Origin of the sequence: Desulfosporosinus cupriresistens (assembly GCF_001707885.1) — a bacterium.
In the GTDB taxonomy this organism is placed as follows: domain Bacteria; phylum Bacillota; class Desulfitobacteriia; order Desulfitobacteriales; family Desulfitobacteriaceae; genus Desulfosporosinus.
On record NZ_MASS01000005.1, the window covers coordinates 53090 to 74421 of the forward strand.

24 protein-coding genes, 3 tRNA genes and 1 other RNA gene are annotated in these 21332 nt (G+C 44.8%); 4 read left to right on the forward strand and 24 right to left on the reverse strand.

The window, feature by feature from the left end; all coding sequences use genetic code 11:
• Positions 1 to 9: 9 nt before the first annotated feature.
• The 11 genes from DSBG_RS03195 to flgM form a co-directional block, all read right to left on the reverse strand.
• Positions 10 to 342, reverse strand: a complete 333-nt coding sequence (locus DSBG_RS03195) for a hypothetical protein (RefSeq protein WP_068962782.1) — start codon at positions 340 to 342, stop codon at positions 10 to 12.
• Between the two features lies 1 nt (position 343).
• Entirely contained in the window at positions 344 to 736 is a 393-nt protein-coding gene (gene fliS / locus DSBG_RS03200; protein ID WP_068962783.1) for a flagellar export chaperone FliS, read from the reverse strand.
• Between the two features lie 38 nt (positions 737 to 774).
• Positions 775 to 2508 (reverse strand): flagellar filament capping protein FliD, encoded by a 1734-nt coding sequence (gene fliD, locus DSBG_RS03205; protein WP_068962784.1) that lies wholly within the window; start codon positions 2506 to 2508, stop codon positions 775 to 777.
• A gap of 22 nt (positions 2509 to 2530) precedes the next feature.
• A complete protein-coding gene (locus tag DSBG_RS03210) occupies positions 2531 to 2917 on the reverse strand; it encodes a flagellar protein FlaG (protein WP_068962785.1) in 387 nt (128 codons plus the stop codon).
• A gap of 429 nt (positions 2918 to 3346) precedes the next feature.
• Positions 3347 to 5110, reverse strand: a complete 1764-nt coding sequence (locus DSBG_RS03215) for a flagellin N-terminal helical domain-containing protein (protein ID WP_068962786.1) — start codon at positions 5108 to 5110, stop codon at positions 3347 to 3349.
• A 246-nt stretch (positions 5111 to 5356) separates the two neighbouring features.
• The gene (gene csrA, locus DSBG_RS03220; RefSeq protein ID WP_068962787.1) at positions 5357 to 5590 is read right to left on the reverse strand and encodes a carbon storage regulator CsrA; all 234 of its coding nucleotides are present in this window, start codon (positions 5588 to 5590) and stop codon (positions 5357 to 5359) included.
• Between the two features lies 1 nt (position 5591).
• Positions 5592 to 6050 (reverse strand): flagellar assembly protein FliW, encoded by a 459-nt coding sequence (fliW, locus tag DSBG_RS03225; RefSeq protein WP_068962788.1) that lies wholly within the window; start codon positions 6048 to 6050, stop codon positions 5592 to 5594.
• A 32-nt stretch (positions 6051 to 6082) separates the two neighbouring features.
• The gene (flgL, locus tag DSBG_RS03230) at positions 6083 to 6997 is read right to left on the reverse strand and encodes a flagellar hook-associated protein FlgL (RefSeq protein ID WP_068962789.1); all 915 of its coding nucleotides are present in this window, start codon (positions 6995 to 6997) and stop codon (positions 6083 to 6085) included.
• Between the two features lie 12 nt (positions 6998 to 7009).
• Complete coding sequence (gene flgK, locus DSBG_RS03235) at positions 7010 to 8449, reverse strand: flagellar hook-associated protein FlgK (RefSeq protein ID WP_068962790.1); 1440 nt, start codon at positions 8447 to 8449, stop codon at positions 7010 to 7012.
• Positions 8450 to 8452: 3 nt separating this feature from the next.
• Positions 8453 to 8935: a flagellar protein FlgN gene (locus tag DSBG_RS03240; protein WP_083236707.1), complete on the reverse strand. Its 483-nt coding sequence runs from the start codon at positions 8933 to 8935 to the stop codon at positions 8453 to 8455.
• 32 nt (positions 8936 to 8967) lie between these two features.
• On the reverse strand, positions 8968 to 9240 hold the full coding sequence (gene flgM, locus DSBG_RS03245) for a flagellar biosynthesis anti-sigma factor FlgM (protein ID WP_068962792.1): 273 nt from the start codon (positions 9238 to 9240) through the stop codon (positions 8968 to 8970).
• A gap of 391 nt (positions 9241 to 9631) precedes the next feature.
• On the opposite strand from flgM, the gene DSBG_RS03250 reads away from it, so the two are divergent.
• Both DSBG_RS03250 and DSBG_RS03255 read left to right on the forward strand, forming a co-directional pair.
• Positions 9632 to 10447, forward strand: coding sequence for a flagellar motor protein (locus DSBG_RS03250; RefSeq protein WP_068962793.1), 816 nt, complete (start codon positions 9632 to 9634; stop codon positions 10445 to 10447).
• Positions 10444 to 11328: a flagellar motor protein MotB gene (locus tag DSBG_RS03255; protein WP_068962794.1), complete on the forward strand. Its 885-nt coding sequence runs from the start codon at positions 10444 to 10446 to the stop codon at positions 11326 to 11328. Before DSBG_RS03250 ends, DSBG_RS03255 begins: the two co-directional genes overlap by 4 nt.
• On the opposite strand, the gene DSBG_RS03260 is transcribed toward DSBG_RS03255, so the two are convergent.
• Positions 11325 to 12365, reverse strand: coding sequence for a M28 family metallopeptidase (locus DSBG_RS03260; protein WP_068962795.1), 1041 nt, complete (start codon positions 12363 to 12365; stop codon positions 11325 to 11327). The genes DSBG_RS03255 and DSBG_RS03260 overlap by 4 nt on opposite strands.
• Positions 12366 to 12396: 31 nt before the next feature.
• Here DSBG_RS03260 and DSBG_RS03265 point away from each other — a divergent pair, with 31 nt between their 5' ends.
• Positions 12397 to 12834 carry a YaaR family protein gene (locus DSBG_RS03265; protein WP_068962796.1) on the forward strand — a complete coding sequence of 146 codons (438 nt, stop codon included), beginning with the start codon at positions 12397 to 12399 and terminating at the stop codon, positions 12832 to 12834.
• Positions 12835 to 12945: 111 nt separating this feature from the next.
• Positions 12946 to 13731 carry a CheR family methyltransferase gene (locus DSBG_RS03270; RefSeq protein ID WP_068962797.1) on the forward strand — a complete coding sequence of 262 codons (786 nt, stop codon included), beginning with the start codon at positions 12946 to 12948 and terminating at the stop codon, positions 13729 to 13731.
• Positions 13732 to 13812: 81 nt separating this feature from the next.
• On the opposite strand, the gene DSBG_RS03275 is transcribed toward DSBG_RS03270, so the two are convergent.
• The 12 genes from DSBG_RS03275 to dnaG all read right to left on the reverse strand — a co-directional run bounded on the left by DSBG_RS03275 (position 13813) and on the right by dnaG (position 21222).
• Complete coding sequence (locus tag DSBG_RS03275; protein WP_009614438.1) at positions 13813 to 14001, reverse strand: hypothetical protein; 189 nt, start codon at positions 13999 to 14001, stop codon at positions 13813 to 13815.
• Between the two features lie 215 nt (positions 14002 to 14216).
• The gene (locus DSBG_RS03280) at positions 14217 to 14600 is read right to left on the reverse strand and encodes an EamA family transporter (RefSeq protein ID WP_068962798.1); all 384 of its coding nucleotides are present in this window, start codon (positions 14598 to 14600) and stop codon (positions 14217 to 14219) included.
• Between the two features lie 289 nt (positions 14601 to 14889).
• An RNA gene (gene rnpB, locus DSBG_RS03285) (RNase P RNA component class A) lies at positions 14890 to 15329 on the reverse strand.
• Positions 15330 to 15380: 51 nt separating this feature from the next.
• Positions 15381 to 15542, reverse strand: a complete 162-nt coding sequence (locus DSBG_RS22840; protein WP_207647212.1) for a hypothetical protein — start codon at positions 15540 to 15542, stop codon at positions 15381 to 15383.
• A 202-nt stretch (positions 15543 to 15744) separates the two neighbouring features.
• Positions 15745 to 16596, reverse strand: a complete 852-nt coding sequence (locus DSBG_RS03290) for a Nif3-like dinuclear metal center hexameric protein (protein ID WP_068962799.1) — start codon at positions 16594 to 16596, stop codon at positions 15745 to 15747.
• Positions 16587 to 17390, reverse strand: coding sequence for a tRNA (adenine(22)-N(1))-methyltransferase (locus DSBG_RS03295; RefSeq protein ID WP_068962800.1), 804 nt, complete (start codon positions 17388 to 17390; stop codon positions 16587 to 16589). Before DSBG_RS03295 ends, DSBG_RS03290 begins: the two co-directional genes overlap by 10 nt.
• The gene (locus DSBG_RS23945) at positions 17374 to 17508 is read right to left on the reverse strand and encodes a hypothetical protein (protein ID WP_282434191.1); all 135 of its coding nucleotides are present in this window, start codon (positions 17506 to 17508) and stop codon (positions 17374 to 17376) included. The genes DSBG_RS03295 and DSBG_RS23945 overlap by 17 nt, the downstream gene beginning before the upstream one ends.
• Before the next feature lie 147 nt (positions 17509 to 17655).
• A tRNA-Val gene (locus DSBG_RS03300) sits at positions 17656 to 17730 on the reverse strand.
• 154 nt (positions 17731 to 17884) lie between these two features.
• Positions 17885 to 17959: transfer RNA gene (locus tag DSBG_RS03305), tRNA-Ile, on the reverse strand.
• 20 nt (positions 17960 to 17979) lie between these two features.
• Positions 17980 to 18054, reverse strand: a tRNA-Asn gene (locus DSBG_RS03310).
• 134 nt (positions 18055 to 18188) lie between these two features.
• Entirely contained in the window at positions 18189 to 19379 is a 1191-nt protein-coding gene (gene rpoD, locus DSBG_RS03315) for an RNA polymerase sigma factor RpoD (protein ID WP_068962801.1), read from the reverse strand.
• Positions 19369 to 21222: a DNA primase gene (gene dnaG / locus DSBG_RS03320; protein ID WP_068962802.1), complete on the reverse strand. Its 1854-nt coding sequence runs from the start codon at positions 21220 to 21222 to the stop codon at positions 19369 to 19371. Before dnaG ends, rpoD begins: the two co-directional genes overlap by 11 nt.
• Positions 21223 to 21332: the final 110 nt, after the last annotated feature.

Here is a 21332-nt window from a genome sequence, read left to right on the forward strand (position 1 = left end):
GATCACTCCTTAACGTTGCCAATTCATTCGGCTAAGAACCGTAGGGCTCCCACCACTATAGGCTTCTCTTACGTGATGTTGCCGTTTACTAACGCACATCCTTAACTGCAACTTAGAGATGACACTTTGGCTATCTTGCTGGATTTCATTTAGTACCCTTTGCCCTTCGGGCGAATCTTTGTAACCATCATCAGCGGTCTGGTCGATGATGGTCTGGAGACGTTCTCTCTGACTCAGCAAGTCGTAAAAGAGCTGCATATCCTGTTTGATCAAAAACTTTTCCATCTCTTTGGTCAAAAAGCGAAAATCCTGCCACAAATCACTTGTTTTCCTGCCAGCCATCCTACTTGCCTACTGCTCTAGCGACATGTGTCTGTTCCATAGCCCCAACCCACGCCTCTCGTAACTCTTGCAACACATGTTTAGCTTGCTGCAGTTGTTGCACATCTCTTTTGATATTCCCTTGAATTAAACAGTGTTCCGTGTATTCATAAAGTCGGGCCCAGTTTTTCGATATTTCATAGCTCATATCCAATGTTACGACAAATTCGTGCACGATAGCCTGCACACGCTGATTAGCGTGATGTGCTTTTTCAATATTTCCCTGTTCGGTCGCCAAAATGCATTCACTCAGAAATCGTAGCGCCCCATTATAGAGCAATAAGGTTAACTGAGCAGGTGAGGACGTCATCACCTGCTGATTTTTATAGACATTAGCCATCTGGGCGTTCAACATCTGCATTCCCTCCTAATTACTACATTACTCACCTACAATCAACTGCTGGAAGAAAGCATCGAGGTTATCCAACTGCTCTGCGAACTCAGCGATTGTAAAGCAACTTCCATGGCATTATACTGCTTATAATAGGTATCTTGCATCATGTCAAAGGTATCTTCAGCTGATGTAATTTGCTTGTTGAGCGCAATGATTCTCAGCGCATAATTGCTACTGCTATCTGTTTCAGTCAGTGACGAAGTACTGGCTATCGTTCTCAATTTAGTTCTTGCGCTGTTAAGACTATCATAAATCCGTCCGGAAATCCCTTGGCTTGACCATTCCGTCGATGTTGTTGTCCCATCAGCTGCCCCGGCCGCTGCCGTTGCAGTTGTTGTTGTCGTTGTCCCATCAGCTGCCGTTTTCGTTGTTGTTGTCACACCCCCAGCTGTCGTCGTTGTCACCGCTGTTCCAGGAGCTCCAAACAGTTCATACAACACATTGGGATCAGCACTCAATGCGGCCTCTAGCTTATCTGTATCCAAGTGAAGCTTGCCGCCCTCAGTATAGTCAGCCGTGGTAATCCCAATCGAAGAGGCACTATTATACGTACTGTTACCGCCTTTAACAGTCGAAGAGAAAGCACTCCGCATGGAGTTGATCAGACCTGTCAGAGTAGAGTCGTTATAGAGCATCCCGCTCTCTGCTTTCTCATTCCATTTCTTAATTTCCGACTCTGACATATCGGCTTCCTGAGCGTCCGTAAGCGGGGGATAATCAGTATACCTTGCTTCCGACACCTTAGCATTGAGCTCCTCCAAGATTGTATTATACGAATCTACTAAGGACTGGATACTCTTTACCGCACTATCGATATCATTACTCACACTCACACTCGTCACTGCCCCTGTAAAACCGGTTCCAGTTATGTCAGCAGGAATTGTCCCCGAAGAGACTCCAGTCAAGTTGTAGGTGATGTTCGAAATAGTAAAAGAATTGTTGGGTTCAGTTAAGCGTGCCCCATCAAGTTGAAACACAGCATCTTTGCCCGCGCTACTGTAAGTATCGGTTGAACCCACTTGGGTTAAAGGCAGGTGCAATTTGTTAACAAAAAAATCTGTCCCATCCGTATCACCTGACGTAAAGTCAGTGATACTAATATTAGCCGCAGCCCCAGTATTCGTACTGGCCAAAAAAAAGCGATCCAAATTACTATCATAACTTGCCTGAACATTGATCCCTGCTTTATTGATCTGACTGACAAGATCATTTAAGGTCCCTGTGGGATCCACGGTAATCGTCGCACTCGAGCTTCCATTAGCGATCGTTACCTTTAACGCCCCTGTGGGCTCGGTTCCATTATAAAGTTGCTCGGTGATCGATTTCTTTGAAACATAAGTTGTTGGAGTAATAGCCTCAGTACTTGTCAAATTCGCACTACTGGCCAGTTGGGCTACCACCAAAGAATGTGTGCCATCCAAGGCCGCTGCACTTGCTTTGGCAGTGACCACCGAGGCGTTGCTCGTCGACACCGTATTGGGGGACAACGTTTTTTGAAGTTTATAATTAGACATCGCACTACTGAAAGTACTTATATCATCATATACCGTATTATAGGCAGCCTTCTGCCATTGTAAGACTGTTTTCTGTTGCGTAAGTTTATCCAGTTTTGTTTGCTGAGCAGTCATTAATGCCTTAACAATGGCATCAACGTCAATACCCGAACCAGAAAGTCCATAAGTCCCGGCTAACGAACTAGTCGAAGCTGTTGAACTTGTCGTACTAGTTGTCATATCCAACCTCCTTACATTACTATTATATTTTTTTGTCTAAGAGAACCCCCACTAGACTTCGAATTGAAGCTATTGTATCAAGGAATTCGTGGGTTGGAATCTCTTTAAGCACTTTATCTGTTGCTTGGTCAACAACCTGAACCATCAGTTCTTGTGCCTTTTCATGATACTTAAAATGAATATTCGTATCAATCTCGCGCATGAACTGATTCATGGCCTCGGTCATTTTTTTCACATCTTGTACCTTGACCGGTTCTTGACGGACTTTATCCGGGCTACCCACTGCAGCAGCAGATACATCACTGCTATTCCCGACCTGAACCTTGGTCACAGCCTGAACAACCAAAGCCTCCTTAGCAGTATAAGCAGACCCCTCTTTGACAGCTGTTTGTATGGCCCCTATATCCAAATAGAACACCTCAAATCGATTTTCTCTTAGTTCTTTATCGACACACTGGAGAGAAATCTTTAGAACTACTTAACTATTTTTCTTCCTATTTATATTTTTACTAAGAATCTACTTTTAGTTGTTTTCAACGCTTATTGCCATTTTTATAACCGATATGCCTCACCTATTACTGAACTTTACATTGATTTGTTTCTTACTAAGCTTGTTGTCTCTGGCATATTCAGCCAGTTTTCTCATTTCGGTCAACTTGACTCTCTATCTGGTCTAACCGCTCTAGTCGATACTTAACCTATTCTAATTTCTGGTTCAAATAGTTTTCACCGATCACTGTTGGCCCTTTTATAAAGCCTGACATCTTTTTTCTAGAGAAAAGCCAAGGGCGAAAAACGCCCCTGGCTTTTTATAGTATCTATGATTCGACTAAATCAATTATTGTAGTAATTTCAGAACGCCTTGGCCCTGTTGGTTAGCTTGCGCCAACATGGATTGCGCAGCTTGTTGGAGAATGTTGTTCTTTTGGAAAGCGGTCATTTCTTTAGCCATATCTACATCACGGATATTGCCTTCAGCAGTGGTGATGTTTTGGGAAGAAGTTCCCAAGTTGTTGATGGTGTGTTCAAGACGATTCTGAACAGCACCTAAATTGGAGCGTTCAGCAGATACTGCAGCGGTAGCATCATCGATAACACTGATTGCAGCGGTTGCATTAGCAGCAGTAGAAACATCAAGGGTATATTCAACATTTTTGTTGTCAGATCCATTGGATGCTGATTTTACAGCTGTTAGGGTTGCTACCGATCCATTCGAGGCAGTAATAGTACCACCTGCCGTAGTCCCCGAAATATTCAAAGCTTGTGAACGCATGTCCTTAATAGCCACTGTCATCGTTTGCCCAGTATTAGCACCGATTTGGAAAGTAGCTTGGAAATCTTTTTGCACGCCACCATCTTGGGTTGTCATGGAATTCGCTGCTGTTCCAGTCTGAACAGAAGTTACGTTCATTACGCCACCGGTTGCATCAGACAACGTGACTCCAGAAACATTCGCCTGTTTTACTATTGCGGCTACGACAGCAGCAGCGTTGTTTCCAGCGGTTGCAGTGATAGCGCTGCTGATATCAATACCTTGTTGAGAACCTGAATAGGCTCCATTACTAGAATCATAAAACTCTAATTCGGTACCGTTAATCGTGATGCCTTTGCCTACTAAAGCTGTTGCACCAGCAACGGTATTAGCCGTTGTGGAGAAGTCGATCGTCGATGTAGATTGTGTAGCATACGTTGTACTACCTGTATTAGCAGCTGCGGCAGTGCCCATATCAGCTGTTGAACCGCCAATCGTACCATCTGCACCTGCATCTGTCCCAGTTTTGAGGGCCGAAATCGTGATAGCACCAGCTGAATCTGTGGTAGCTACATAGTTGCCTTTCAGAACGTCGTTGCTATCAATAAAAGATTGCACTGCCTTGGCAGCATCCGTCGCTGCGGTAATATCAGTGTTGCTGCCAGCAGTAGCGGATATATTAACTTTGGCTGTAGCAGTACTGGTATTCGCACCAGTCATCCCATATACTTCATCATCATCATAATTTGTATTATTTGCTGTAAATGTCAAGGTTAATGTTTGACCAGCCATAGTAAAAGTAGCGGTATCAGCATCAACAGCACCTGCAGTCATAGTTGTCGTCTGAGTAGCCTCTGTAGTAGATTGGTCAACTGCACCACTAAGAGTTCCAGTCGCAGAAATAACACCAGTTGCAGTCAAGTTTGTTCTGCCATCGCCTTGCAGCAGTTTCTGAGTATTAAACTCAGTTGTATTACCAATTCGATTTACTTCTGAGGTCAACTGATTCATTTCAGTTTGCATAGCTGTACGGTCGCTCGTGGTGTTGGTATCACTGCTTGCCTGAACGGCGAGTTCACGCATACGTTGGAGGATGCTAGTGGTCTCATTCAACGAACCTTCAGCCGTAGCGACCATGGAGATACCATCTTGAGCATTGCTGGTAGCTTTGTTCAAGCCGCTGATCTGGCCACGCATTTTTTCGGAGATGGCCAGACCTGCTGCATCGTCAGCTGCGCCGTTGATACGAAGACCTGAGGACAGTTTGGCTAAAGAACTTTGAGTTGCTTTTTCATTGTTACCCAACTGGCGAAGAGTGTTGAGTGCCGCAAAGTTAGTATTGATAATCATATTATTTCCTCCTTGATTTTTACATCGGGCATCCTTGCCCGATATTAATTAGCTCAGACAGCTGTATCTCTCCCACCGGCCGGCTGGGAGGATAGAACTGTTTGACGCTTCTATTTAGTATATCGAGAGAGCAAGTCTAGAACTTTAGGGTTTTTAAGAAGTTTTTTAACTATCTCTCTCTATATAAATAATATTTTCCATTCTCTCCGCTCGGCAAAAAAAAGAAGTAAGCTACCGATTGGCACCTTACTTCTTAATTCTCAATGCTTTCAGCCCATCCAACTCGGATAACTCACAAGGGATGGCAGCTTGTTTGTTTTCTGCTACGATCGCATCGTAGATCTCCCCACGATAGACCTTGATCTCTTTGGGCGCCTCGATGGCCAGGCGGATGCTATCTCCCTTAATGCTGACCACCGTCACTACGATGTTGTCATCAATGACGATTCGCTCGCCAACCTTGCGGGTTAGTGCTAACATATCACCCTACCCCCTTGTCAGCTTCCTTCGGCAAGCCGTCAGGAAACAGTTTGTAACAGATAGAATAATCGCGCTTGTCTAGAATAACCTGCCGCCCAACCCGCTTGACCCCATTCATCACCACAGGGGCTAACAGGTTGACCGTCATATCTGCCAGTTTTCCTCTCACCGTCGCGATCAAGAACACTTGGGGGGGATTTTGTTGGGAAAGGCCCATCTCTAAGGCCATTTCATCCTCCAGTACAAATTCATAGTCTCCGAAGAAGGCAAAAGGATCCACCAAGACGAAGGTCAAATTCCTCTCAGTTATCGACTGAAGAAAGGAAAAAGGACTTCCCTCCTCGTGTTGAAGGTAGGCAAACATCTTTTCCTCCGGAAAGCCAGGGATTCCGTGAGGAAAGCTGAACACTTGCTCTTCCGCCACCTCTAGTTTCCCGAATCTTGTAGACTCTATTTCCAAGGTGTTTCCTCCTTTAAAATGAGCATAATTTTCTAACTCAAATAATCAACCAATGATCTTTGTATAATCTTAGCACCTACCGCTAAAGCAGCCTGATAAACATTCTGCTGACTCGTATAACTAATAATCGTCGACTCGATATCCACATTTTGTATTGTAGAAAGGTTTTTTTGCAGATTAGCGGAAGTGGTGCCTAACTGCCCCTGCAGAGCGGTCATCCGATTCATGCGGGCCCCTAAGTCAGCACGGGCAGCAATAACACTATTGATGCTGGCATCAATTTTGTCCAAGTAACCCGAAATGGTTGTAGCATCGCCATTCTTTAAAGCGTCACTCAAATCATTCAAGGTTGTAAATATTCCCTTTGTGGTAGTTGGAGGAGTGGTAGTAGTATCTGTAGAATCACCAAACAACGCTGGCCCATCGATTGAAACGTTAATCGAGATATCACTGCCAACCTGATACAGAAGTGGATTACTATTGGCTGATGAGTTCATGGTCCCATCCGAGTTTACCAGTTTCTGATTCGTAGCCGTGCCTGAAAAGACGTATTTAGACCCTACTTGTGTATTGGCCTCCACACCAAGTTGTTTAGAGATTTGGCTCACTTCAAGAGCAAGGTCCGCCTTATCATCCGGGGTTGAGGTCCCATTGGCCCCTTCTGCCGCTAGCTCTCTGACTCGTTGGAGCTGAGAGGTAATCTCTCCAAGGGCACCGTCGATCGTACTCATATAGGACGATGCTTCCGAGGCATTACTCTGATACTGCGCAACATTAGAAATGCTATTCCTCAAACGAATAATACGTTGGATCGCTGACGGGTCATCCGAAGGTTTACTTATGCCTAAGCCAGAAGACGATTGATCTTGTAGCTTTAGCATTTTTTCATTAGACGTTTCAATATTGTTCTTGACATTTTGGCTCAACATATTATTAGTTACCCGCATCCCTATTCACCCCTATTTCGTCATTCCCATACCTAAGAGAGTATCTAACAAATCATCCATCATCGTGACCAATCGCGCAGCTGCCGAGTAACTTTTCTGATACTTGGTCAGGTTGATCATTTCCTCGTCCAGTGATACTCCCGAAACCGTTTCTTTTTGAGTGGTTAGATTGGCAACTAAGGCCTCTTGCCCTTTTTTCATCCGAGTAGCCTGTTGCAAATCGGCGCCCAGCTTTGCAACAGTAGCTGAATAAGAATCTACCAGTGACGACCCATACTTGGCTTTAAAGCCATCTAAATCCGTGCCTGAGATACTGGACCACCCTTCCGAGAGAGCGGCGATCGCAGCCGCAACACTCCCATCCCCTGAGGTCCCGTCCCCTGCCACAATGTCAGCCGCAGCAACTGAAGATGTGATATTGCTCGCTGTAATAGTTGTTGAAGAATCGGAAGTCGTAAAGAATTTTGTCGTTGTGCCATAAATACTATTTACTGCACTCGCAATTCCTGCAGCTAAGGTATCATATTTCCCCTGTAAATCTGGCAAGTACGTATCACGGAGCTCTCTATCCGCTTGCAGGGAGCCCATGTTATTTCCCAACGTCAAAATAGTCCCATCCAACTGAAGAACCTTAATTGGATTACCACTACCATCCGTGGTTGTAACCTCTTTTAGCTCTTTAACCACACCAGCATCACTGACCAAGGTCTGAGGTGGCTCTCCGATCGCTAAATCATAGGTATTAACTTTCCCATTAGGATAACTACCGTCAATGCCTTCTGTCACCGTAACATTCACGATTTTTGATAGTTTGTCTACCAGCAGATCCCTATTATCATAAAGATCATTGGGTGTATCCCCCGTGATCTCTGCACGCTTAATCTGTTTGTTGAGCTCTGCTATTTGGTCCGTATAGTCATTAATATCGGTGATTTGATTATTGACACTCGTGTTGAGATTTGCCTCCATTTCCGTAAATTGATCAGAGATGGCGTGAAGACTATCCGTGAGTGTTAAGGTTCGTTGCACTAAGATCGAGCGAGTCCCAGAATCTTCTGGATTATCTGCCAGATTATTCCATGAATTCCAGAAATTACTCAAGTCGCTGCTAAGGCTATAATCAGTGGGTTCATTCATGGCCGATTCTATCTCACTAAGGCCGGTCTCCTTTGCTCCCCAGTATTCCTGGGTTGACGTTTCGGAGCGCAACTGCTTATCCACAAAAGCATTCCGAGCTCGCATAATCGTATCAATGGTCACCCCGGAGCCTTGACTCATATTCTTTCCTGATGCCACAACCGTATAGGGGTATGTCGTCGTCATATTCACCTGTTGTCTTGAATACCCTTCCGTGTCAGCATTGGCAATATTGTGGCCCGTAATATTTAAAGCGATTTGCTGGGCAGACAGCGCCTTTCCCGCAATGGTTAAGCCAAAGAAGGTGGAACTCATATCTTAAATCCTCCAGTCCAGTAGATGAAGTCGCCGGTTCTCTTCCTGTTCCTTGCGTTTTGGATGAGTATAGGTATTCTGTTCTTGATGCGTAAGCAGGCCTACCGTAAACTCCACTATTTTCATGGCTTGCTGCAATAGTTTAGTGTTTGTAGCATGAATCTCTCGAAGACGGCCAACGACATTGTCTAGATCAAGCCGTACGCTCTCAAGTACTGGGAAATGCCCCACCAATTCTGCCAAGGTAAGATCCTGAGGTGCTTTTCCCAATTCATCCCCGATGGCCTCAGCCCACAAGAGACGCTCTTTTTCTAATAGACTTACTTCAATTAATAATCTTTCTTGTTGCACCGTGATGTTCTCGATCTCTGCAATGTCATTTTTAATTAGGGCTTTTTGTTTATCTCTTTCCAAGCTATTTAACTTTTCATAGAGAGAGACTTGTGATTTTAAGTTTTCATTTAAGTTCTGTACTACTTCAGACACGAAATCCCCCCTCTGTGAAGTGTGGTAAACCATTAAAAATCAGGTGACAATAATTTGTTGGCAATCTTTTGGGCATCCACCTGAAATTCTCCCTGTTCTATCTGATCTGCGAGGGCCTGCACACGTTCCTCATTAACCGAGGGGATCTCCTTAGCTTTTTTCAGCAGAGTCTGAAAAAGTTGCCCTTTATCCGATACAGCTACTTTGTCCACTTCGGGAACTAACCCCTTTTTCTCAACTTGACCCAAGCGATTGGTTGCTGGAACGCTCCCAACCGGAGACATAGATGTTCCGTCAACTTTCATATCGATCACTCCAAGATACATTATTCTTACTCACTATATCGTCGATGGCCCGGTAAAACTGAAGAGAAATTTGCTCGTTACAAAAATTTTTAAGGTTAAAGCAAGAGTTCTACCTCTCACTTGGCTTTTCTTGTATACTACATTTAGCATAAATGGGCTTAAGTTTCGAGTGAAATATGCCGATATAAACAGTGCGATCACTAAATTAATTGTCTTATCTTAAAAATCTTTAAAAAACCTTTGTGATTGCTTAAAGTGCCTCACTTACAAGCCACCATACTAGCTAATGTATTTAAAACCATATTTTTAAAAAAAAGCAAGGGAGGTACGTCGAAACCCTATATACATTTAGTTATCGAATTAAGTGTATAAGGAACGCGGCAACAAGAACATGGATTTATCAACCATACTAGGTATCCTCACAGGATTCGGTGCCCTGATCGCCGGGTTTACAATGGAAGGGGGATCAGTCGGTGCACTCGGTCAATTATCCGCAGCCGTCATCGTTTTCGGGGGGACAGCGGGGGCAATCTTGACCAGCTTTCCGCTGTCTGATCTCAAGAAATTCCCTCAATGGATTAAAACAGCATTTACTGCCCAATCGTTTGGAAATACCGAGGCCTACGAAACACTAGTGCGCTTTGCAGAAAAAGCACGGCGCGAAGGATTACTCAGTCTTGAACAGGAACTTGAAACTGTGACAGATCGCTTCACCCGTCAAGGTATGCAACTCGTCATTGATGGAACTGATCCTGAAATTACCAAAGAAATTCTGGAATCAAATATCGCTATCCTCGAGAAACGCCATAAGGTGGGGATCTCCGTCTTTGAAGCAGCCGGTGGCTATAGCCCAACTTTAGGCATCATCGGGACGGTTATGGGTCTCGTCATGGTGTTAGGAAATCTTTCGGATGCAGCAGCGCTTTCCGAATCGATCGCTGCCGCTTTTATTGCCACCCTTTATGGGGTCGCCTCCGCTAACCTTATTTGGCTTCCTATTGCCACCAAGCTCAAAATGAAGGACAAAGCTGAAGTATCGGCGATGGAAATGGTTCTAGACGGAATTCTATCGATTCAGGCGGGTGAGAATCCCTCTATCCTGAAAGAGAAATTAAAAACTCACGTGGGGACGCTGCTTCCCTCTGGGGAAAAAACTGAAGAAGGCTCAGGTGCACTAGGTCGTGCTCCGGCCATTGAAAGCCGATGAGTAGAAAACGCGAACATGAAGCCGAAAAGGAAAATGGGGAACGCTGGCTGCTTACCTATTCTGACTTAATTACCTTACTTATGATTTTCTTTGTTGTCCTTTATTCGATGAGTAAAGTCGATGCCGAAAAGTTTCAAGCTGTTGCCGAATCCTTGAACAAAGCACTTGGCGGGGGCACGCCCGCAAAAATCGAGTTAGCTTCCAACCCGGTCGGACCGTCTCTCTTTCAAGCCGGAACTCCTTCCGCCAAAACTACCGCCCCTGGTAAGGGGACGGATCCCAACAATACGACCTATACGGATCCCGCCACGAACGGGGAAAATAAGAACGCTGGTCAGGGAAATTTTGACGCTGAAAAGATGAGTATTGACGCGATCAAAGCGAAGCTTGATAAATTTGCAGCGGACAATGGTATTCAGGCGACCTTGGTAACTTCCATCGAAGAACGTGGCCTTGTCGTCAGCATTCAGGAAACGCTACTCTTCGATAGCGGTTCAGCTGTTATTACTCCCCATGCCCGCGCTATTCTTGAGAAAGTCTCTACGGTCCTTGCGGCAGCACCCAACCAAATCAAGGTCGAAGGACATACGGACAATCTACCGATCCACACTGCACAGTTCCCTAGCAATTGGGAACTTTCCGTGATTCGAGCAACCAATGTAGTACAGATTTTACAAAGTGATGGGATTAACCCTAACCAGCTCTCGGCAACCGGTTACGGAGAATATCGACCGATTTCTTCTAATAATACTGACGCCGGACGCAGTAGAAATCGCCGAATTGACCTGATCATTCTGCGCTCCAAATATGATGTGACCGAGCCCATTAACCAAACACCCGTTTCTGACCTACAAACCCCTGCTCCAAAGATAAAACCTTAAAAGGCAAGAATATGAACGGCTCGGTAAATGATCTCAGAAGCTAAGTGAATCTGTTCCGGTTTCACCAGCGCGGTAGTGTCCTCGGGCGTATGATTTTTATATAACCAATCATGGGTCATCAGGGTTAACGCCGGAATACCTGCCGAAATGAAACTGACCGAGTCGCTATTATGCCCTCCTGTTGGGGTTAGGACAGCACTGGCCCCACATTCGGACGCTGCCTTGTAAATAGCCTTAACCGCTATATTTTCCCCATTCGACCAGAGCGCAAAATCCCCAATCATCCCATTTCCTACCGTATCCACATTAAGGACAGCCTGAATCTGGTGAAGAGGAAACGACGAAGCGTGGACAAACGCTTCAGACCCCACAAACCCCATCTCCTCGGCGCTCCAAAAGGCAAGAACGATTGTCCGTTTTGGAGTTTTCCCTTCACGAAGAATTCGCCGCATAACATCGAGTACGCACCCTACTCCGGAGGCATTATCGTTAGCCCCAGGGTAAACCTGTCCTTCGAAAACCCCCAGGTGATCGTAATGGGCCGATATTAGGACGATCTCCGCTGGATTTTCCCCCAGGAGCCCACCAAGAAGGTTAGCACTCGGCGTTCTTAAGTTTCGATTTTCCCCGGGTCTAAAGGTTAGTCGGCCATTAATCCTGGTTTCAATTACCGGAGAAATCGTAAACGCTTGAGTAAACCCTGTTTCTTGATCTCCCATAGGCTTTAACCCGAGCATGCTTAATTGGGAAGCCAGATACTCTGCCGCTTTAGCTTCTCCTACAGATCCCGCTTTGCGACCTTGCATCTCTGAGCTGGTTAGAGCGAAGATATCATCCATGGCTGTCCGACTTAGGCTTTCTTCATTAATCGCATTATTCTGTTTGCTCGTGAGGGATGGGGGCAGCAACAGTTTAACCGACGGATGTCCTAACCCCGTCTTCATAGCCTCTCCTAAACGGGTCGGCAAAACACTCCAGGGTATGATAATGGCTGCAAAACCCAGTAATGTTTTTAAAAATACTCTGCGCGTCTGCATTATTTAAATCCTTTCTAAGAGGAGAATGCCTATGTCTATCCGCATCGATGCCCCACATCAATCCAGTACTCCGAGTCTCGATTCGCAAAGTTCACCGGAAAAAACCAGTGACTTTAGTGGAGTCTTATCTCAGACCCAAAAGATTAAGCGGCAGGAACTCCAGTCCTTTCTCGGGCGCCTTGAAACACAAGGGAAAAAGTTAGCTCAGTCCCTATCCATCCGAGATCTGAAAGACTTCCGCAATATGGTTAAATCCTTCGTTCGTTCAACCTTTGGCCAGAGTCGCCAAATACAGGAAAATTCGTTATGGGATTCCCAAGGCCGGCCCAAGGTCATGGCACGGATCGCCAAAATCGATCGCTCATTAGAGGAGCTAGGGAATCAACTTTTGGACCAACAAGCCAAACCCCTTGAGGTCTTAACGAAGATCGATGAAATTCGCGGGCTGATCGTCGACCTTTTTGCCTAAGAAAATTTCACTGTCAAATGATTCTATATCTTTATTCGTTAGTAATTATGGATATCTTTTATTTCCAGCTTGAATTTAAGCAGTATTTTAGAAAAAAGAGGTGTAACCCTTTTGTCCTACTCATCCACGCCAAATACCTACGAAGAATTTGTTAAAGCGTTTCACCCTAAGAGTGGACTCGATCTTAAGTTTTACAAGCAAAACCAAATGCAACGCCGAATCCTCAGCTTTATGAACTCCCACGGGTATCAGACCTATCCGCCCTTCCTAAAGGCGCTGGGTGACTCCGTCTTGTATGATGCCTTCTTCAAACACTTAACCATTAACGTCTCTCAGTTCTTTCGAGATGCTAACCAATGGAAAACACTGCGAGAAACGATTATTCCCCTGCTCCTCCAGAATAAAAATCCGCTGAAAATCTGGAGTGCAGGCTGTTCAAGTGGCCAAGAACCCTACTCGTTAGCCATGACCCTGATGGACCATTTCCCTAATGCCCGTTTTAGCATCCTAGGTACAGATATTGATGTCAATGTACTACAACAAGCCAAAGACGGCCTCTATAAACAAAATGATTTTGTGAGTACTCCACCTGAAGTCCTGCAAAAGTATTTTACCCCATCTGACAAAGGGTATCAAATTAAAGACCAAGTTAAACGTCAGGTTACTTACCAGCACCAAAACCTGCTAACTGATCGTTTCCAATCGGGTTTTGATTTTATCGCCTGTCGAAATGTTGTAATCTACTTCACGGACGAAGCCAAAGAAATGCTCTACAAAAAATTTACAGATGCCTTACGTCCCGGCGGAATCCTTTTTACCGGGAGTACTGAACATCTCTTTGGGATGAATCACCTAGGCCTCAAACCTGTATCCTCTTTCTTCTACCAGAAACAATAGTATCTAAAAAAGGGTCTCTCACTTCATTAAGCGAGAGGCCCTTACAATCATCATATCTAAACTTAAATTCTTACTTCGAGTCTAAGTTGTAGGACAAACCCTTTCATACTGTTGAATAAATTCTTCCAGGGGATATGTAACCCCTTTACCTTGAACTTCCAACGATACCTGTTGTGCCTTTGGATTATAACCGATGAACTTCATTCCCAGCAGTTTGGCCATCTTAGATAATTCAATCCGTGCGCCTCGCCCAAAGTCCTTAAATATCATCCAACACACGCCCCTTTTTTTGTCTTTTATGACTCCAAAAAGATATAGGATTACAATTATCATATCTTATTCAACGTGAGCTTGCAACTTTCTTTTCAGGATATAAAGGTTTAATATTTCAAATAATATCAAAGGTCTTAAACCTCTGGTCTCTTGAGGATTTGAACCTTTAACTTAACTATGGCTATGATAATTTCTGACTTCTGACCTCTGTGTTATGCCCCCCATAGTCCTAAAACGCTAATCCCTGCTAAGATTAGACAACTTCCCAGTATCTTTGCGATCGAAAGATTTTCGTGAAGCAGAAGAGTCCCATACAGTATGGCAATCACATAGCCTAATGCTACAAGCGGATACGCATAGCTAAGCTCCCAGCGTGAAATTACTACAAGCCAGAGAATAGAGCTCACCCCAAAGCACATAAAACCCAGGAAAATCGCCGGGGTTAAAATAATCGATCCTAGTTGTCGCCAAATCCCTGTTACCGATACTTTTCCATAATGCAGCATTCCCAGACGAAATAAAAATTGCCCTGAGGCCCCCAATACTATTGAAAACAAAGCGACAAATAACGGACGTACTTCTGAAATTAAATTCATATAATTAGAACTCCTGAAGCTAAAATTCTTTAAGACTAAACTTGTGTATAGTTTGATACGATCTATATGATACCATTTAGGTTTCTCGAAATACTGTTCCTTTATGCAATGAGAAACTTAATCAAATCAAGTTCCAATGCCTTAATCGATTTGCTTCCACATTCACTCCAAGATGCTCAACTATGAATTCACTCCATGGTCTAATCATATAAACCAGAAAATTAAAAACTGGCAGGTGCATACCTGCCAGTTTTCGTCAAATTAGAACGTTGTTTAGTTTCTCATAAGTAAGCGAAGTCAACCTATAAGCCGAGTTCTGTCCCTCCGTATGGAGGTGATGATCATCTGTCTCGAACCGCCGTTACCGACGGCCTCTAGCGACCTTACCCGGGAACAAAAACGGGCCGTTCATAGTTCCCCTATTCAGTCTTGCTCCAGGTGGGGTTTACATGGCCAGCCAGTCACCTGACTGCCGGTGAGCTCTTACCTCGCCTTTCCACCCTTACCTACTCGGAAGTCAGTCGTCGGAAACCTGAAGTCGGATTAAAACCAACTTATTCTGACCTCCGGCCTCTGACAACTGACCTCCGTTATCGGCGGTATCTCTCTGTTGCACTTTCCTTGGGGTTCCCCCCACTGGGCGTTACCCAGCACCTTGCCCTATGGAGCTCGGACTTTCCTCAGAGGCGACCTTTCGGTCCTTACCTCCGCGACCATCCGGTCGACTTCGCTTATTTATCTTACTAAAAAAATTCGCTTAGGTCAAATGGAGAGTATTGGTTAATAGACAGCTTTGAGCTTATTTTCTGCTATTTCTTCCATTTCATCATCAATGTCCATTAACACGGTTAACCATTTCGCACGGTTAGCATTGTCTTCTGCTAAGTTCATCAAAACCTTTTCACGTTCGAGGCGTAGAATTTCTGTCCGATTCATGTTCATTCGTCCATCACGCTCCTTTCTTTTGTTTATAAAAATTGCACTTACTCTTCGAAATACGCTTAACTACTTTCTTGAAAATAGTCTATTTTCCGACTATTCTATCTAAACTAATAATACAATATTCGACATTTAAAGTCAAGTGTTAATCCCCACTTTCACAAAGTTTTTTAAAAAACTTTTTTTAAAAAAGAGTCGGCCGCCTTTATCCTAACCAAGGCGACCGATTAAGCGAACTTACGCGAATTTCAATTCCTTGCAGAGATTTCTCTGCGGTTAGATATTGATACATTGCTTGAAGCATAGGTGCCTCACTTAGGAAATGCCCAAGATCGCCGACTGCCATATCGCCTTCTAGGGCGTCAAGGACAGCGTGATGGTCAACGTCTCCAGTAATCAGAAGATCCGCGCCCTTAAACAACGCTTTGGGTACAAAGCGACCTCCGCTGCCGTTTACGATGGCCACTTTTCGCACTTCCTTCTCTAATGAACCCGCCAGGCGAACTCCCGACAACTCATAGGGTTGTGCATAGATGCCAGATTGGCTTAGACTGTCCAAAAATCTCTTCCATAAAGGGCCTAACTTCTCTGGCTTTTTTAGATACCCACTTATGCCATACCCTCTCGCCGTTTCATCACGCTTGGGAATTGGAATAAGGTTATATGCCGACTCTTCCAAGATCTTCATTTCCTGCAAGCCCAAGACTTCGCCAAGGGCTCGGCTGGAGGAAATAATCGATTGATCCAAATTCGTGTGAGCAGCGTAATATCCGATCTGATGTCCTAGTAGTCGCAAAGGGACTCGAGCCGCAGCATTATCTGCTCTTAAGTTTTTTAGCGGGCGAAAGATAATCGGATGATGGGCTACGATAAGTTGGGCACCATAAGCTTTCGCTTCTTCGACTACTTCCAAGGTTCCGTCTAAGGTGATGAGGATGCGTTCGACTGAGTCCGATCCGCTCCCAACTAGTAAACCGACATTGTCCCAATCCTCAGCCCATGATTTTGGAGCTATTTTTTCGATAATCTGAGCCACTAATCCAACCGTTACTGCCATATTCGTAGTCCCTCCACTAAAGCCAATTCATCCGAAACTTCTCTGATTTTGGCTATAATCTCTACGCTCTTTGACTTTTTCATTTGCTCCTGCCGCCTTAATAACATGCCCCTATATTCGTTTAAAAGGCCTGTTAAGAGGTCCGGACGCTCTTCCAAGACCAGTAGCCCAAAATGCCAGACCAGCCTATGTACTAAGCTTGAAAACTCTGCTTCGGTTGCTAGGATAACCCCGCTCTCCAAGAGTGGACGCAAACGCTGATTCCACAAACGTTCTTTTTCCAAAAGTTCAGCTCTGCCCCATCCTGCTTCCTTAGAATAAGCCATAATGATATATATGCGGTCCTCTTCTTCCACCAATTTCTCAGCCTTGAGACGCCAGCCGCCAGCCAATAATGCTAAGCGTAAGACGCCTTCCGCACCTTGCGGTTGCACTATGAGGTCGACCACAGACTCTAAAACGTCCGGCCGGGCTGAAAGAATATCCAGCATGGTTCTGCCACCCATCCCCGCAAGGGTTAGGACATTAACTTCCTCAGCCTCGAGCGGCATTAGCCCATCACCAAATCGTACGTCAATGACAGCTTCTAAGTGTCGACCTTTGACGGCCATCAAGGCAGATTGATACGGCCCTTCATGGACATCAACCGCCACTGCTTTTGATATCTGATCAGTCTCATAGAGGGCTATCGGCAAATAGGCATGATCTGTTCCAATGTCTCCAAGTTTTGCACCCTTGGGAACAAACGAGGCGACCGTTTGCAAACGTGGACCGATACTAACTGATATCGTCATTGTGCACCTCATTGAGCTCCATTGCTTTTGCGGTAGCAAACCGTTCCATTAAAGGTTTCTCAGTGAAAAAAAATGAGAGATTGGCCACAAAACTGTTGATAGCTAAAGCTGTACTCATAAATGATCTTCCTTCCTGTATTTCCTCTTCTTTTTACTGTATAGGATAACCAAAACAGCTTAATTGGAGTAATTTGTCTGAGAATACAAAAAACCAAGGGTAGTAGTTGATCTTGCGATCCTACAACCCTTGGTATGTCCATTTGCTTGGTGGGCGATACTGGTCTCGAACCAGTGGCCTCATCCGTGTGAAGGATGCGCTCTACCGCTGAGCTAATCGCCCATATCGTTGTTCGATATTCGTTGTTCGTGGTTCGATAACCATACGAACAAGAACCTTGAACCTTACATTTCAATCTTCCACCGATTCAAGTTAAGCTTTACCTATACCAAGGTTCGAACCACGAACCTCGAACCTCGATCTACGAACTTCGAATTGGTGGGCCCACTAGGATTCGAACCTAGGACCAACCCGTTATGAGCGGGGGGCTCTACCGCTGAGCTATGGGCCCGTATAAAGGCAAAATAAAAATGGCTCCCCGAGTAGGACTCGAACCTACAACCTACCGGTTAACAGCCGGTTGCTCCACCATTGAGCTATCGAGGAATGTCCTTTGCACGGATTATTATACGTAATTCAGAGCCCATAGTCAAGTCTTTATCTAAAATTTATTGTTGCCTGCAATATTGAACCTCAATATTGACCTCAATTGAGCTACCTCTTTGTCGCGATTGGTCCACTTATTCCAAGTAGTCTTTTAACTTTTTACTCCGGCTTGGATGACGCAATTTTCGCAATGCCTTAGCTTCAATTTGCCGAATTCGTTCGCGAGTAACGCCAAATTCTTGGCCTACTTCTTCTAAGGTCCGAGTTCGTCCGTCATCAAGTCCAAAGCGTAGTCTGAGTACTTTCTCTTCACGAGGAGTTAAGGTTTCCAGAACTTCTTCCAATTGCTCTTTTAAGAGTATAAATGAAGCGGCCTCAGCCGGTGCTGGCGCGTCATCATCCGGAATAAAATCTCCAAGATGGGAATCTTCCTCTTCCCCAATCGGCGTTTCAAGTGAAACAGGCTCTTGGGCGATTTTCATAATTTCACGTACCCGTTCGACCGGAATATCCATCACATTGGCAATTTCTTCAGGTGCGGGTTCTCTCCCTAACTCCTGCAACAGTTGCCGAGAAACACGAATCAATTTATTAATCGTTTCTACCATATGCACAGGAATCCGGATAGTCCGGGCCTGGTCAGCAATAGCACGAGTAATGGCTTGACGGATCCACCAGGTGGCATACGTACTAAACTTATACCCCTTGGTATAGTCGAATTTTTCTACAGCCTTAATCAGTCCCAGATTCCCCTCTTGAATTAAGTCCAAGAAAAGCATACCTCGGCCGACATATCGTTTGGCGATACTGACCACGAGGCGCAAATTAGCTTCTGCTAAACGGCGCTTCGCTTCCTCGTCGCCGTCCTCCATCCGTTTCGCTAATTCAATTTCTTCCTCAGCTGAGAGCAGCGGAACTCGTCCGATTTCTTTGAGATACATGCGAACTGGATCATCAATCCCAACGCCTTCCGGCACGGAAAGATCTACTTCAGCCTCTTCTTCGACCTCGTCATCCACTTCATCGACAATATCATCATCGTCATCATCCTTGGATTTCTTCAAGACTTCTTGCTCGACTTCCCCAGGCTCTGGCACCACATCTATTCCCATTCGACCAAGTTGTTGGTAGATATCATCAATTTGATCCGCGGAAAGCTCAATTCCTTGGAGAGCATCCATAATTTCTCGGTAGGTTATGGATCCTTTCTTTTTGCCTTTCTGAATGAGGGCTTGGACGTTGTCCATTTTTTGCTCATCGTTCATCTGTCCCCCACCTTCCCTCGGATCATTCTTTTGGGTGCCTTTAACCTTGCTATTCGCCACGTTTCAACCGCTCTCCTATCTCTTTCAACAGAGCCATGGCCCCTGCCATGTCACCGGATTTTTCTAAAGCCGCCATGCGGGCTTGAAGATCCTCTACTCTTTCTTCTGCTTGCGTAGAAAGAATCTCCTTGATACAATCATCTAAGAGCCGCTCGGTTTGGGATATATCTAACTCTTCCAGGAGCAAGCTAGCTAAGCGGCTTTGAACCGTTTCGTCGCTATGCGCAGGCAATCCACCATCCTGATCGAGATAATCAAAAATCTGTTGATGTGTCAGAACTTTCCAGAATGAAACACCCAACTTGGCCTTAATTTTTGGCAAATGCGCAATGTCTTCTAATAGCATGCGCAGAAGAGTACGCTCTGCGCGATAAACACCTAAATTAACGGTCGGTATATTGTGCGCCGGATTATCTTTACATATAATGGTATCAGTAATATTATCTCTATTTTTACCAGAATTAATCGGTTTTTGTGGAGAATATTCCTGTACACGGTCTTTTTTAGGTTTTTTCTGATCCTGAGTGGCAATCTCGCGTTGCACCGCATCCAATGTAAGTCCAAGTTCCAAACTTAATAACCTCTCATAACCTTCCCGTTCAACTGGGCTGGCAACTTTCAAAATATCTGGAGCGAGTTTAATGACTAATTCCGCCTTTTCATGAATGTTTTGAGGTGGTATCTCCCGGACTAATGTCCGATACTTGAATTCGACATAGGTTAAAGCTCCTTTTAAAGCTTCGTTAAAATCCTCGACACCGTAACTTTTCAAAAACTCATCCGGATCCTTTGCTCCAGTTAATGTTAAAACATCCACGCGAATTCCTGCATCACGGAGAATTTCTCCTCCCCGCAAAGCAGCTTGAATTCCTGCTGTGTCGGAATCATAGAGGAGAACGACCCGCTGTGTATATCGTTTTAATAGTTTTACCTGATCTCGTGTTAAAGCTGTCCCCAAGGAGGCCACTGTATTCGGAAACCCAGCATTCTGGAGTGCAATGACGTCCATATACCCCTCAACCATTATGGCAAAACCCGCTTCACGGATTCCTTGATGAGCACGATGCATCCCATAAAGGTGATGCCCCTTATTAAAGAACGGAGTCTCCGGGGAATTTAGGTACTTAGGAATTGAATCATCCAGCGCTCTACCACCAAAGGCAATCGGACGGTTGTGGCGATCCAGTATACTAAAAAGGACGCGATTTCGGAAACGATCATAATATTTCCGTCCATCTCTACCCTGCGTTTCCTTTTCAATAACCAGGCCTGTTTCCGCCAATTCATGCGGCTGAACTCCGCGTTCCTGCATGTAATCTAATAACCCATCCCAACGTTCTGGAGCATAACCTAAACGAAAACTTTTCATCGTCTCCAAGTTGACTCCGCGCTTAGTAAAATAGAGACGTCCAGGTTCTCCTTCTGGTAACCTCAGCAGAAGGTCATGAAAGTAACTTGCAGCCCATTCGTGAATTTCTTCAAAGCGTCGTCGCAGGCGATTTTCTTCTCTTTCACGGGGAGACATTTCCTTCTCAGGAAGTGACACTCCACATCTGTGCGCCAAGTTCTTAACGCAATCCACAAAGGACCAATTTTCCTTTTTCATGACAAATGTAAAGACATTTCCTCCAACGTGACATCCGAAACAATAAAACATTTGTTTCTCAGGGGTTACAGTGAAACTGGGCGTGTTTTCGGAATGGAAAGGACAAAGTCCCCAATAATTTTTCCCTTTACGCTGCAAGCCGACATAGTCAGATATAACCTCAACGATATCCGTGCGCAAACGCACTTCCTCGATAACCTCTTCCGGGATAAAATCGTCATGAATTCTATTGTCCACGTTTTTTCGCCTTTCGATTCTCAGCCACAATTAATTTAGTTTGTCAACCCTTGTCATATACAATTCTTCGCCGAAAATTCATAAAATCCTCTTTTTAAACCTCTTATCAA